The 14,058-nt window shown below is 40.6% G+C and carries 9 protein-coding genes; 5 read left to right on the forward strand and 4 right to left on the reverse strand.

Going from position 1 to position 14,058, the window contains the following annotated elements; all coding sequences use genetic code 11:
- Nucleotides 1–167 precede the first annotated feature (167 nt).
- Nucleotides 168–1,100, forward strand: a complete 933-nt coding sequence (crtE, locus tag RMX89_RS25365) for a geranylgeranyl diphosphate synthase CrtE (RefSeq protein ID WP_322684944.1) — start codon at nucleotides 168–170, stop codon at nucleotides 1,098–1,100.
- Between the two features lie 293 nt (nucleotides 1,101–1,393).
- Nucleotides 1,394–1,849: a divergent PAP2 family protein gene (locus tag RMX89_RS25370; protein ID WP_094350479.1), complete on the forward strand. Its 456-nt coding sequence runs from the start codon at nucleotides 1,394–1,396 to the stop codon at nucleotides 1,847–1,849.
- Nucleotides 1,850–2,126: 277 nt separating this feature from the next.
- On the opposite strand, the gene RMX89_RS25375 is transcribed toward RMX89_RS25370, so the two are convergent.
- The 4 genes from RMX89_RS25375 to RMX89_RS25390 all read right to left on the reverse strand — a co-directional run bounded on the left by RMX89_RS25375 (nucleotide 2,127) and on the right by RMX89_RS25390 (nucleotide 5,038).
- Nucleotides 2,127–2,792, reverse strand: coding sequence for a hypothetical protein (locus tag RMX89_RS25375; RefSeq protein ID WP_322690896.1), 666 nt, complete (start codon nucleotides 2,790–2,792; stop codon nucleotides 2,127–2,129).
- Nucleotides 2,793–3,061: 269 nt separating this feature from the next.
- A complete protein-coding gene (locus RMX89_RS25380; protein WP_322672049.1) occupies nucleotides 3,062–3,391 on the reverse strand; it encodes an MgPME-cyclase complex family protein in 330 nt (109 codons plus the stop codon).
- A gap of 66 nt (nucleotides 3,392–3,457) precedes the next feature.
- Complete coding sequence (locus RMX89_RS25385; protein WP_322690897.1) at nucleotides 3,458–4,177, reverse strand: SnoaL-like polyketide cyclase; 720 nt, start codon at nucleotides 4,175–4,177, stop codon at nucleotides 3,458–3,460.
- Between the two features lie 135 nt (nucleotides 4,178–4,312).
- Nucleotides 4,313–5,038 (reverse strand): pyridoxine 5'-phosphate synthase, encoded by a 726-nt coding sequence (locus RMX89_RS25390; RefSeq protein ID WP_322690898.1) that lies wholly within the window; start codon nucleotides 5,036–5,038, stop codon nucleotides 4,313–4,315.
- A 191-nt stretch (nucleotides 5,039–5,229) separates the two neighbouring features.
- Between RMX89_RS25390 and RMX89_RS25395 the strand changes: the two genes are divergently transcribed.
- The 3 genes from RMX89_RS25395 to RMX89_RS25405 all read left to right on the forward strand — a co-directional run bounded on the left by RMX89_RS25395 (nucleotide 5,230) and on the right by RMX89_RS25405 (nucleotide 13,971).
- Nucleotides 5,230–11,139, forward strand: coding sequence for an AAA family ATPase (locus RMX89_RS25395; protein ID WP_322690899.1), 5,910 nt, complete (start codon nucleotides 5,230–5,232; stop codon nucleotides 11,137–11,139).
- Between the two features lie 116 nt (nucleotides 11,140–11,255).
- Nucleotides 11,256–13,175 (forward strand): sensor histidine kinase, encoded by a 1,920-nt coding sequence (locus RMX89_RS25400; protein ID WP_322690900.1) that lies wholly within the window; start codon nucleotides 11,256–11,258, stop codon nucleotides 13,173–13,175.
- A gap of 157 nt (nucleotides 13,176–13,332) precedes the next feature.
- Nucleotides 13,333–13,971 (forward strand): Uma2 family endonuclease, encoded by a 639-nt coding sequence (locus RMX89_RS25405; protein ID WP_322690901.1) that lies wholly within the window; start codon nucleotides 13,333–13,335, stop codon nucleotides 13,969–13,971.
- Nucleotides 13,972–14,058: the final 87 nt, after the last annotated feature.

The raw sequence follows: 14,058 nt of genomic DNA on the forward strand, positions 1-14,058 counted from the left end.
GAGTGATGAGTTAAAAGTTGAAAGCGATCAGTTAAAAGTTAAGAGTTGTTAACTCCTAACTCCTAATTCCTAACTCCTAACTCTTAACTCTTCATTTTTTTCAGTCCCCCAGCACCTTAAAATTGTGACGTATAAGGCAAAAATCGCAAAATGTCAGGAATTAAAGAATGGTAGCAACTGATAACGTCCAAAAGACACCACCAGAAGAAGCCACATTTAACTTAGCAGCTTATTTAAAAGAGCGACAAAAGCTTTGTGATAATGCTTTGGATCGGTCTATCTCAGTCATTTATCCAGAAAAGATTTATGAGGCGATGCGCTACTCGTTATTAGCTGGAGGTAAGCGTGTACGTCCCATTCTTTGCCTTGCCACCTGTGAAATGATAGGTGGAACCATTGACATGGCCATGCCAACAGCTTGTGCTGTGGAGATGCTCCACACAATGTCGTTGATACATGACGACCTACCAGCGATGGATAATGACGATTACCGTCGTGGAAAGCTGACGAATCATAAAGTCTATGGGGAAGATGTAGCGATTTTGGCTGGGGATGGCTTGTTGGCTCTTGCTTTTGAGTCTGTTGCCATTCAAACCCCCCAAAGTGTTAAGAGAGAGGTGGTCTTGCAGGTTATTGCCCGTCTTGGCCGAGCCTTAGGGGCAAGTGGTTTGGTCGGCGGTCAAGTTGTCGATTTAGAGTCGGAAGGTAAATCAGATATTTCCTTAGAAACCCTAAATTTCATTCATAAACACAAAACAGCCGCCCTGTTGGAAGCTTGCGTAGTTTGTGGCGGGCTGATTGCTAATGCATCACCTGAAGATGTGCAGCGACTAACCCGTTATGCTCAAAATATTGGGCTAGCATTCCAAATCATCGATGATATTTTGGATATCACTTCTACCCAAGAGCAATTAGGTAAAACAGCTGGCAAAGACCAAAAAGCTCAGAAAGTTACCTATCCCAGCCTGTGGGGACTTGAGGAATCGCGATCAATTGCCCAAGAGCTAGTTAAAGAAGCTTGTGTGGAATTAGAACCATTTGGAGACAGAGCTAAACCACTCCAAGCGATCGCTCATTTTATTATCAGCCGTAATAACTAGTAACGCTTTGGGTAATTCGTAATTCGTAATTCGTAATTCGTAATTCCTATACCGCAAGCGTTTCATTGATTGGGAATGGGTGGTTTATTTACACCATACTGTACTACTACTGCCCAACGAAATTAAAAATTCACTGATTCAAAATTACAAAAGCTTACTTGATAAGCTTTTAGGTTATTTTGAATCGCTGGTCTTTTTCTAACGTGATAGATTAATTTGGGATTTTGGGTTGAATCTAAATGTTTCCTCAACCAACAACTGCTGCTAATATTTACTAACCTAACCAAAATAACATGCAGGACATAGGCAACATTTTAGACAACCGGGTGCTGCTGGTTGCTCTGGTAGCTTGTTTAATTGCTCAAGCATTAAAGCTCGTAGTTGAGATCGTCAAACATCGCAAACTGAATGTGCGTGTTTTGGTGACAACCGGAGGTATGCCCAGTGCCCATTCGGCTCTGGTTACGGCTTTAGCCGCTGGTGTAGGGCAAACACTGGGTTGGGCATCTCCTGATTTTGCCGTTGCGATCGTTTTTGCCATCATTGTCATGTATGATGCAGCCGGAGTTCGCCAAGCAGCTGGCAAGCAAGCTCGTATTCTCAATCAAATGATTGATGAATTATTCCATGAAAAACCAGACTTTAGCCAAGACCGTCTGAAAGAATTACTCGGACATACACCAGTTCAGGTAATCGCTGGATCGGCTTTGGGTATAACCATCTATTGGTTAGCTAGGTCTGCTTATTAAACTAGAGTAATAAATCTTTGTTTGAGGGGCTATTGATAATTAATAACTGGTAATTTGTCAATCAATTTTGGATTTTGGATTTTAAATTTACCCCGTGAATAAATTTAGGGAATTAAGAATGAAAGGATTTGTTCCAAAGAACTTATTTCACGCAAAGCGAGTATAAATATATTCGCTGAAAACCCTTTGAAATTTGGAATTTAAAATCACAAATTAATTCAATTGACAAATTACCACTCTGGTAGACCGCATCAAGATACCACTGAACTTAAGATCGCTAAAACCGCACAGTCGAGCGCAGCAGAATCACTTTACGACTATCTACTAGGCTGGCAACGAAACCGCCATTGTTTAGCTTTTGCAATGTATTATACGCTTCAGTTTGGTTAGTGGTATAAACTGCTAGCAAGTAAGGGCGTTGTCCATAAGAAACAAAACCGACGTTACCTCCGACCACTTGCTGCACACTATTTACTAATTCTGGACGGTTGTAATAATCTACCAGTACTGCATAACCTTCTCCTAATGCTTGAGGATTATAGCTGACTGTCTGCTGAGGTGGTTTGGGCTGTGACTGTGGCTGTGACTGTGGCTGCACATCTGCCGTTGTCGTTGGTCGAGTGGTAATTATGGCAGATAAGCCAACAATATTGCTGACATATCTTGCCCAACGATTGGCATCATCAATTTTGTTAAAGCCTCCGACTCGCGTCACGGTTTCGTTGAGATATTTGCAGGTGATAGTTTTAAGTTCAGGTGGTAAAGCGCTACGTAACTGCTTTTGATTATTTGCTGTGGGACTGACTACTAATAAAAGATACTCACCCGCATTTGGTGGTTGACAAGAGGGAATGGTTTTTTGAGCAAGTACAGAACTCATGCCACCAATCAACCCTACAATCGCTAATCCTAAAACACTTGGGAAATTCTGAAATCTATGCACAAAAGTTAGATTATGTAAATTAAGGTGTCCTAGAAGATTTTATAAGAAAAAAGCTGAAAACCTAGCTACTTCAGTATGGTGATGAAATATGTGTCAAAAAATATATTTTGTTACTCAAAAATAAAATCAGGGAGTGGGGGAAGAGGCAGAGGGGCAGAGGGGCAGGGGAGCAGAGCAGACAAGGGGACAAGGGAGAATTATTGAACAATCTCCCTTGTTTCCCCATCTTCCTTATCTTTTCTCCATGCCCAATGTCGAATGCGCTATGCCTAAGATACGGTAGTAAGCGATGCCAAAGCATCTGGTATTGCCTCAGAAGGAGCCTGGAATTCGCCAGTAATAACGTACTCTAAACGCAGTTTTAACCAAGTAATAAATTGAGGATTTGTAGAAATAATTGCTACTGCTGGTTGGGGACATTTTGCTTTTAGCTCTTTAAACTGCGGTGTTTCCAAGAAAGCTGGTTGCTCAACTAACCAAAAATCTATTTCTTTTTCTTGTTCGTGGTAGTTACGGGTGCGTTCTTTGAGAACTTCGTGTATCGGTTCTTCTTCGAGAAGAAAGCGGTGACTTGCCAAAACGTAATGGTATGTTTGCATTTTCATCCTTTGCTTGCTATGTGAATAATTTCAGGGCACAGTGACTCTGTACCCTAACAAAACTAACTAACTTTTCTGGGATTTCTTGAACCAAGAACTGAACGGACAAGCACTTTTCTGGTTTTCAGATTTTGTCTGTTTGCCACCAGATGTTAGCTTTTCCAAGAACAGATTATTGTCGAAGTAATGTTCTAAGGAAATAACCTTCAAGTCATCGGTAACTTTTGCAATGCTCATACCGATAATTTCTATTGTTTCTCCAGTAGGTGCATGGTCTTTATATTCTCCGTTAAAATGTCCCCAATGCCGCCATTTAAATGTTACATTCGGTGGCCCTGAGAAAACTTCCAGCACTTCCCAAGGAAATCCTTGAGGAAATGTTGTGTGGAAGACTTTTGCGGATGATTCAAAGGTTTCTTCTGAAGCTTTGTAATGCTCTGAATCAGGCATAAATAGATTGTAAGTACCTTGGGCTGATAAATCTGCTGCGGTATACTCTACTCCGCCATTGGTACTGACGCGAAAGTTGTCATTCACAATAGATAACCACTCTTGCGGGTTAGCTTTGAAGGATACCTCCATCTCGAAGGTTCTCACCAAGTTTTGCACGATCGCTTCCAGCGTTCCTTCAAGATGATTATAGATACTTTCTTTAGCAAGATTCTCTTTGGAACGAGAATAATCAGGCGGTGTCTGATAGCGCCACTCGACATCAGTGCTTTCTGCTATCACCCGATCGCGATCCTGTACCCAAAGTGGCAGGTTGTTAGATTGTGTTGCGCTCATAGAAGTTTTTGCTGAAGATTCGATCCCAATTTCTAGATTTCGCAGTGACAACCCCTCTTTTTATATAAGGAGCAGGGAGCAGGGAGTAGGGGGCAGGGGGGAAGTTTTATTAAGTATTTCCCTGTTGCCTATTGCCTATTCCCCATTCCCTCTTATAGCTTGTTTCATCTCGCGGACTGCCCTTTCTATACCTACTAATGCTGCCCGACTGATGATGGTATGACCAATGTTTAATTCTTCCATGCCTGGAAGCGCGGCCACTGGATAGACGTTCCAGTAGGTGAGTCCGTGACCAGCGTTAACTCGCAATCCGGCTTGAATCGCTTGTTCACACCCTTTTGCTAATATGGCTAATTCTCGCTGGCGATTTGTTTCATCTTTAGCCTCAGCATATTGTCCGGTGTGCAATTCAATAAACTGCGCCTGTGTCTTGACAGATGCTTCAATTTGTGCTGGTTGGGCATCGATAAATAAACTAACTGGAATGCTAGCGCTTTGCAATTTATCGACTATCTCACCTATTCTAGCAATTTGGAGGGCAATATCTAGTCCGCCTTCTGTTGTGACTTCTTCGCGCTTTTCGGGGACTAAAGTCACGTAATCTGGTTTGATATCGAGAGCGATCGCCAGCATTTCATCTGTAGCGGCCATTTCTAAATTAAGATGCGATCGCACTGTTTGCCGCAATATCCGCACATCCCGATCTTGGATATGTCGCCGATCTTCGCGCAGATGCACCGTAATTCCATCTGCACCTGCTAATTCTGCCAGTACCGCCGCCGCTACCGGGTCTGGTTCCACCGTCCGCCGCGCTTGCCGGATAGTGGCGATGTGGTCAATGTTAACGCCAAGTGTAGGCACCCCAAGTTTCTCCCAAATCCACAGTCCTTAGAATTTGATTTTACTGGAAATAGCGGTAGTTTTGCTGAAGGAGCTACAGATAGATTACACGCGTACAATGCGATTGTTTAAAAGAAAACTGAGTTAGCAAAAGCTTATTCTTGGGCAAACTACTTTAAATAAGTAGCTGATTTCACAAGAGTTGATGAAGTATGAATACAGCAGTTGAGCCGATGGACAAGCTTTTGAACTATCAAATTAGCGAACAACTTTATGCAGGCTCTAGAACCGTAGTTTACCGTGCTATTCGAGAGGCGGATCGACTTCCGGTTGTGATTAAACTGCTCCAGCAAGAGTATCCTAACTTCAATGAACTGCTGCTGTTCCGTAATCAGTACACTATTGCTAAAAATCTTGACCTACCCGGTATTGTTCATCCCTACAGCCTGGAACCTTACCGCAATAGCTATGCTTTGGTGATGGAGGATTTTGGTGGTATTTCCCTCAGAGATTGGCTCAACCAAAAAATGGCGAGCAACCAATATACTTTGACAGAGTTTTTGGATATTGCGATCGCTCTAAGTAATATTCTTGACGGACTATACCGCCATCAGGTTATCCACAAAGATATTAAGCCTGCCAACATCCTCATCAACCCGGAAACTAAGCAAGTCAAGTTAATTGACTTTAGTATTGCCTCTCTTTTACCTAAAGAAACCCGCGAAATTCACAGTCCCAATGTCTTAGAAGGTACTCTCGCTTATCTTTCCCCAGAACAAACCGGGCGGATGAATCGTGGAATTGACTATCGCAGTGATTACTATTCCCTCGGCGTTACCTTCTATGAATTGCTGGCTGGACATCTGCCCTTTGAGTCTAACGATCCGATGGAGTTGGTTCACTGTCATATTGCAAAGCTTCCAGAGCAATTAGGAGGCAGGGGACAGGGGGCAGGGATCAGGGGGGAAGAAGAAATTCCCGAAGTTCTTTGTGGGATTGTGATGAAATTGATGGCGAAAAATGCTGAAGACCGCTATCAGAGTGCATTAGGGCTGAAATTTGATTTAGAAAAATGTTTGTCTCAATTGCAAGAAATTGGCAGGGTTAAATCCTTTCAATTGGGTGAGCGGGATATTTGCGATCGCTTCATCATCCCAGAAAAGCTCTACGGTCGCCAAGCCGAAGTTCAAAATTTACTGGATGCCTTTGAGAGAGTCAGCCAGGGAAGCACTGAAATTATGTTGGTAGCGGGCTTTTCTGGCATTGGCAAAACTGCTGTGGTGAACGAAGTCCACAAGCCAATTGTGCGACAACGGGGTTATTTCATTAAAGGTAAATTTGACCAGTTCCAGCGCAACATCCCTTTCTCTGCCTTTATGCAAGGCTTTCGAGACTTAATCGGGCAACTGCTAAGTGAAACTGACGCCCAATTCCAGCAATGGAAGCGCAAAATTCTTTCTGCTTTGGGTGAACACGGACAAGTGATGATTGAGGTGATTCCAGAACTGGAAAGTATGATTGGTAAACAGCCTCCTGCGCCAGAACTCTCTGGTGGTGCAGCCCAAAATCGCTTCAATTCGCTGTTTTTGAAATTCACTCAAGTCTTCACTGCATCAGAGCATCCATTGGCAATCTTTATTGACGATCTGCAATGGGCAGATGCTGCTTCTTTAAACTTAATGCACTTGTTAATGAGCGAAGCTGACATCGGTTATCTGCTGTTAATTGGTGCTTATCGAGATAACGAAGTCAACCCAGTACATCCCCTGATGCTGACTTTAGAAGAGATTCAAAAGTTAGATGCTACAGTCAATACGATTACTTTATTACCTCTCGATCGAGTTTCTATCAATTATTTGGTTGCAGATACATTGAGTTGCTCTTTAGCTTTAGCCACACCTCTAACAGAATTAGTATTGAGCAAAACTAAAGGAAATCCTTTCTTCAGCACCCAGTTTCTCAAAGCGCTACATCAAGATAAACTAATTACATTTAATTTTAATGGTGGTTATTGGGAATGTGATATTGCTCAGGTGCGATCGCTCGCTCTTACCGATGATGTAGTAGAGTTTATGGCAATTCAGCTTCAGAAATTGTCAGCAAAAACTCAAGAAGTTTTGAAGTTAGCGGCTTGTGTAGGAAATCAATTTGATTTAGCGACGTTAGCGATCGTCCATGAAAAATCCCAAGTCGAAACAGCCGCAGACTTTTGGAAAGCTTTGCAAGATGGGTTGATTATTCCTACCAATGAAATTTACAAGTTCTATCATGACGAGTCGCAATTGAGAATTCAAAACTCCGAATTTCAGCAACACAATTTTCCTGATTCTTGCTCTTACAGATTTCTTCATGACCGCGTTCAGCAAGCAGCCTATTCTCTTATCCCTGAATCTCAACGAAAAGCTACTCATTTCAAGATTGGGCAATTACTGTTAAACAATACATCACCTGAAGCGCTTGAAGCTAGCATTTTTGACATTGTTAATCAGCTAAATGAGGGAATTGACATAATTGATGGACAATCTCAAAGATATGAACTAGCTCAACTGAATCTAATCGCTGGTAAGAAAGCGAAAGCTTCTACTGCTTATAAAGCAGCCCTGAAATATTTTACATTGGGTAGAAGCTTGCTGATAGCAGAAAGTTGGTTATTTAATTATAAAATTACATTTGAATTATATCGAGAATCCGCAGAATGTGAATATTTAAATAGTAATTTTCACCAGGCCGAAACATTATTTCAGATAGCGTTAGCTCAAAGCCAAGATAGGTTTGAGCAAGTAGAGATTTATAGGATTCAGATGTATCTGAGAATGACTCAAGGTGAAAATATAGCAGCTAGTATTGAAGCTGGAGTAAAAGGTTTGAGCATTATGGGGATGCATCTGCTAGTCACTCCTGAAGAACAGCAAGCTGTTATCGAAACTGAACTTCAAGAATTAAAAGCTAAACTGCAAACGATTCGCATATCAGATTTATTCGATCTGCCTGAGATGACAGATCCAGAGAAGAAGGTTTGTATGGGTATTTTAGCTGACCTTTGGGCAGCAGCTTATATGGGAGGAGATCGATACCTCAGTTGCTTGGTTCCTCTATTAGCGATCAATTTATCGTTTAAATATGGCAATGCAGAAAGTTCTGGTTTTGCTTACTGTATATATGGGATGAGTCTGGCAAATCAAGGAAATTATCAAACTGCTTATGAGTTCGGTACATTAGCACTAAAACTCGATCGTCACTTTAATAGTACTCAATTTATTTTTAAGACCAATAATATCTTTGCACACACGATTAATCCCTATAATCAGCATTTGAAAACGAATTTGCCACTTTCTCAGGAATCATTCCAAGTCTGTCAAGAAACTGGAAATTTGGTGTTTGGTGTTTGGGCGGTTTCGTTTTTGATTTGGGCAATGTTAATTAAAGGCGATCGCCTCTCAGATGTTTACGCGGAAACTGAAAAATATCTGAGTTATGTCCAACAGGTTAATGATGCCAATATGCTGTATGCATTTACTTTACAGCAGCAGTTTTTATTAAATCTGCAAGATATATCTAAAAATACCGATTTATTAGGCGATCGCAACGATGAAAATATTCCCTATATAGAAGTATGGAGACAGAAGAGTAACTTCGATCATGGAATTAATTGGTACTGTTTTCTTAAAATCCAATTGTCGTACCTTTATGGTCGTTACACAGATGCTGTACAAGCAGCAGAAGAAGCTGAGAAAACTCTTGGTTGTAACTCTGGTTTTTTCCCAATTATTCAGTATCATTTCTATTATCCACTCAGCTTGATAGCTCTTTATCCCAATGTGACATTAGAGAAGAAAAAGCAGTATTGGGACATTATTCGAGAGCATCAACAAATTCAGAAAAATTGGGCGAATAGTTGCCCAGACAACTTTCTACATCGATATCTCTTGTTATCTGCGGAAATAGCAAGAATTTCTGGCAAATATATGGATGCAATCGAGTCATACGATCGCGCCATTGCTAAAGCCAAAGAAAACGAATATGTCAACGAAGAAGCTCTCGCCAACGAGCTTGCAGCCAAGTTTTATTTAGAATGGGGCAAAGAACGCATTGCTCAAGAGTATTTAATTAATGCTTACTATTGCTACACCCGTTGGGATGCTAAAGCTAAAGTCGATGACCTAGAACAGCGTTATTCACAACTGTTAGCCCCAATTTTACAACAGAGGCGATCGCCACTCACACCCAATGACACAATCGCAAATATTGACAGCATTACTACCTTCCACCCAAGCATTCATAAATCAGTAACATCTAGCAGCAATACATCAGTAATGCTAGATTTGGCAACAGTTTTAAAAGCCTCTCAGACTCTCTCCAGTGAAATTGAATTAGATAAATTACTTACGAAGCTGCTACAAGTAGTGATTGAAAATGCTGGAGCAGATAAGTGTGCGTTACTACTGCTTAAAGAAGATAGATTGCTAGTTGAGGCGATGACTCAAGTTGGGCAACAATCAACAGTGTTACAGTCCATTTTTGTGGAAGATAGTGCAGACGTTCCTCATAGTCTAATTTACGCCGTTAAACGTAACTTGCAATCTACCGTTATCTTTGATACAACATTGCATCCGGCGCTAATAACCGATCCCTATATTATTCGTCAGCAACCCAAAAGCTTGCTGTGTACGCCGATTCTCTATCAAGGAAAATTGTTAGGGATTTTATATTTAGAAAACAATCTGATGAGTGGGGCGTTTACTAGCGATCGCGTCGAAATTCTCAATCTATTATGCACTCAAGCTGCAATTTCCCTAGAAAATGCCCGACTTTACCAGCAAGCACAAAATACTCTAGAAAACTTGGGACAGACGGAACAATTTTTGCGGTTAATTATTGACAATATCCCACAATCTGTTTTCTGGAAAGACTGCAATAGTGTTTATTTAGGCTGTAATCATAAATTTACACAAACTTGGGGTCTAGGAATGCCAGAAGATGTTATTGGGAAAACAGACTACAATCTTCCCTGGACTAGTGAGCAATCAGATTTTTTTGTAGCGCGCGATCGCCGCATTATTGAGTCTGGGGAAGCGGAACTCAACATTATCGAAACCGTGCAGCAAGTAGATGGAACACAAAAGTGGTCTAATACAAATAAAATTCCTCTAAAAGATAGAGAAGGAAACGTTTTTGGCATTCTAAGCACATCTGAAGACATCACTGAACGCCAACAAGCACAACAATTGTTACAGCAGCAAAAACAACAGTTGGAACAAGCGTTGCAAGAACTCAAAACGATGCAATTGCAAGTGGTGCAAAATGAAAAAATGTCTGCTCTTGGCAATCTGGTAGCAGGTGTTGCCCATGAAATCAACAATCCTGTAGGCTTCATTGCTGGTAATATTGAACCTGCCAAAGATTATGTTAAAGATTTGTTTGGACTAATTAATCTTTATCAACAAAAGTTTCCCAATCCCAGTTTAGATATTCAAGATGAAATTGATGCCATCGACTTGAATTATTTACGCGAAGATTTGCCTAAATTACTAGACTCGATGAAATTGGGTGTTAACCGTATTCGTAGTATCAGTACCAGTTTGCGAACCTTCTCCAGAGCAGATAAGGATTATAAAGTTCCTTTTGATATTCACGAAGGGATTGATAGCACTATTCTGATTCTCAGACACCGTTTAAAAGCTAATGAAAACCGTCCAGCAATTGAGGTAGTGAAGAATTATGGCAAGCTCCCCCTAGTGGAATGCTTTGCGGGACAACTTAATCAAGTGTTTATGAACTTGTTAGCAAATGCCATTGATGCGCTTGAACAATACAATACAGAACGCAGTTTGGAAGCGATTCTTGCCAACCCCAATTGCATCACTATTCAAACTCGTGTAGTAGATTCAGGTCAAAATGTTTTGATTAAGATTGCTGATAACGGGGTGGGGATGCCACCGGAGGTTAAACAAAAAGTGTTTGACCATTTGTTCACTACCAAGGCTGTAGGAAAAGGCACTGGATTAGGATTAGCGATCGCTCGTCAAATTGTGGTAGAAGCACATGGCGGTTCGATCTCTTGTACTTCCGAACTTGGAAAAGGTACAGAGTTTGTCATTCAAATCTCTACTCAACAACAATAATGAGTGTTGAGTACTGTTAGCGATAGCGGAGTGTTTAGCCCGTGCTGAGTAATTTCCACTTTACTCAGCACTTTTCATTTTTGCTTTTTAAATTTTTAGTTTGGAGTCAAGCTACAATGATGCTTCAATTGCGGAAAGTATGGTTGAAAATTAATCCCCGATGGAATGCCCAAATCGACAAAAAATACTACTCATTTAAATGGCGATCGCGTAACTTTATATTATTATCAATTGTAGTATTTTTGTCTATTAGTATTAGCGCTACAGCTATCACTAGTTACAAAATTGTTAAGGGATTGCTACTCGATAGTCTGAAAGAACAAGTACTATTAAAAACACGCAAAGGCCAGGATGATATTGATAATTGGTTAGCCATTCGTAAAACAGAAATTAATACTTTGGCAAATTCTGGTGTGGTGCGATCGCTCGATTGGTCTGTAATGGAACCTTACTTGCAATCTGAATTGAAGCGGCTACAAACGTTTTTGCTCATGGGGTTGGTCACACCGGATGCTCTATTAATCAATACTCACGGAGATCATCTCAATGTTAAAGACCGAGAATTTTTTCAGCGGAGTATAGCAGGTGAAACAGTAGCAACCGATCCAATTATTGGACGCACAACTAAACAGTTACAGATTCAGATTAGTTCGCCGATTCCTGCCGAAACAGGCATAAAGCCAGCAGGTGTTTTAATGGGAGGAATTCCAATTAACCGAGTCGTTGAGGCGATCGGCAATTTGCATCAAGGTAAAGGCAGCTATGCCTTTGCGCTGAATTCTCAAGGAGTTCCCATCGCCCATCCCAACACGGAACTAATTGGTACAGCCGAAAAAGCCGCTCAGAGTTTCCTTAATTCGCCCAATCCCAGGTTAGCGGAAATTACCCAAAAAATGGTAGCTAAACGCACAAGTATTGAATTAGCTCAACTGGATGGTAAATGGAGCTATGTTGCTTACACTCCCCTCAGAGAGGCAAATTGGTCAGTAGCGTTAATTGTGCTAAAAGAAAATATTGAATCGCCATTACAGGCGTTGAATTTGTTGGCTACCGTTTTGGGAGGATTGCTGGCGGTTGGGTTGATTAGTGCGTGGCGACAGGTGCAACTATATGAACAGATTCGCGATCGCGCCTTGATTTCTAGCCAGCAGACGCAACAACTCAGCAAAACCCTGAAAGAATTGCAAAATACTCAAGCTCAACTCATCCACACCGAAAAAATGTCTAGTCTGGGACAATTAGTGGCTGGAGTGGCACATGAAATCAATAATCCCGCCAATTTTATCCATGCCAATCTCAACCATGCCAGCGTTTACAGCCAAGATATCCTCGATTTGCTCAAGCTTTATCAACAAACATACCCAAATCCTACCCCCGAAATTAGCGATCGCGTTCAAGACCTTGATATTGAGTTTCTGGCAGAAGATTTACCTAAATTAATGGCATCAATGCAAGTGGGAACCAAACGCATTCGTGAAATTGTGCTGTCGCTGCGTAATTTCTCGCGCCTCGATGAAGCAGATATGAAATTTGTAGATATTCACGAAGGATTAGATAACACTCTGATGATTTTGAATCGTCGCCTTACAGCCACGCCCAACCTACCAGAAATTCAGATCGTTAAGCAATACAGCGATCTACCGCTAGTAGAATGCTACGCAGGGCAACTCAATCAAGTGTTTATGAATGTTCTCGTGAATGCGATCGATGCACTAGAAGAAGCCAGCCAAAAGCGAAGTTTTGAGGATCTTAAAACTAACCCCAATCAAATTAAGCTCCAAACCCAAATTGACAAATCAAGTCATTGCGCGATCGTTCAGATTTACGATAACGGTATTGGGATGTCAGAGAATGTCAAGCAACGAGTATTTGACCATATGTTTACTACTAAACCTGTGGGTAAAGGAATCGGATTAGGAATGGCGATCGCTTATCAAATTGTTGTAGATAAACATCGAGGGACTATTGAAGTTGATTCAACCCCAGGATGTGGTACAGAGTTTACCATCCGTATTCCTTTAACAAGTAAAAATTAAAAAGTCCTGAAAAACTTGAAACAGTCAAAGATTATATCAATAAGTTTTTTTGGCTAATTTCTACACTCATAGTTAGAGGCGATATACTTTAATAAAGTTGATTTGTAAATTCTATCTGCCACATACAATTATTACTAGATCAACTATCTGAGGTAATATGCTTTTAAAACTGCAACAAATTATTGTTAAACCTGGTCAACAAATGTTACTTAAAGATATTAGTTGGCAGCAGTTAGAAGACATTTTAGAAGAAATGGGAGAAAGACGTGCAGCACGTATTTCTTATAGTCATGGTTGGTTAGAAATTATGGTTCCCCTACCAGAACACGAAAAAGATAAAGAACTTATTGGTGATTTAGTCAAAATCTTATTAGAAATACTAAAAATTGATTTTGAGCCTTTTGGTTCTACAACACTTAAAAATGAGCGAATGTGCCAAGCAGTAGAACCAGATACTAGTTTTTATATTCAAAATCAAGCTGCTGTAATTGGTAAAAATCGCATATATTTAAATATAGACCCACCACCAGATTTAGCAATCGAAATTGATATTACTTCTCGCACTCGATTTCAAAATTATGAAATTTTGGGAGTTCCTGAACTTTGGCGACATACACAACAAGGTTTAGAAATTTTATTGCTAAAAGAAGGAAAATATATAAAATCTGAATCTAGTCCTAATTTTCCTGGTATCCCAATTGTTGAATTAGTCAATGAATATGTTCAGCAATGTTTAACAATTGGCAGAAGTCAAGCTATGCGTCATTTTAGAGATTGGGTAAAGAATAATTTATGATAAAAATCTAAGGCTTTCTGAGAAAGGCGATCGGGAGCATCCCATTTTTGCAGAAATACTGATTCATGAGTGTAGTATGGGGAGAAC

The organism is Nostoc sp. DedSLP04 (assembly GCF_034530775.1).
Classification (GTDB): Bacteria; Cyanobacteriota; Cyanobacteriia; order Cyanobacteriales; family Nostocaceae; genus Nostoc.

Coding starts and splice junctions, on each gene's coding strand:
- crtE (WP_322684944.1), top strand. CDS start 168: ATGGTAGCAACTGATAACGTCCAAAAGACACCACCAGAAGAAGCCACA.
- RMX89_RS25370 (WP_094350479.1), top strand. CDS start 1,394: ATGCAGGACATAGGCAACATTTTAGACAACCGGGTGCTGCTGGTTGCT.
- RMX89_RS25380 (WP_322672049.1), bottom strand. CDS start 3,391: ATGCAAACATACCATTACGTTTTGGCAAGTCACCGCTTTCTTCTCGAA.
- RMX89_RS25385 (WP_322690897.1), bottom strand. CDS start 4,177: ATGAGCGCAACACAATCTAACAACCTGCCACTTTGGGTACAGGATCGC.
- RMX89_RS25395 (WP_322690899.1), top strand. CDS start 5,230: ATGAATACAGCAGTTGAGCCGATGGACAAGCTTTTGAACTATCAAATT.
- RMX89_RS25400 (WP_322690900.1), top strand. CDS start 11,256: ATGATGCTTCAATTGCGGAAAGTATGGTTGAAAATTAATCCCCGATGG.
- RMX89_RS25405 (WP_322690901.1), top strand. CDS start 13,333: ATGCTTTTAAAACTGCAACAAATTATTGTTAAACCTGGTCAACAAATG.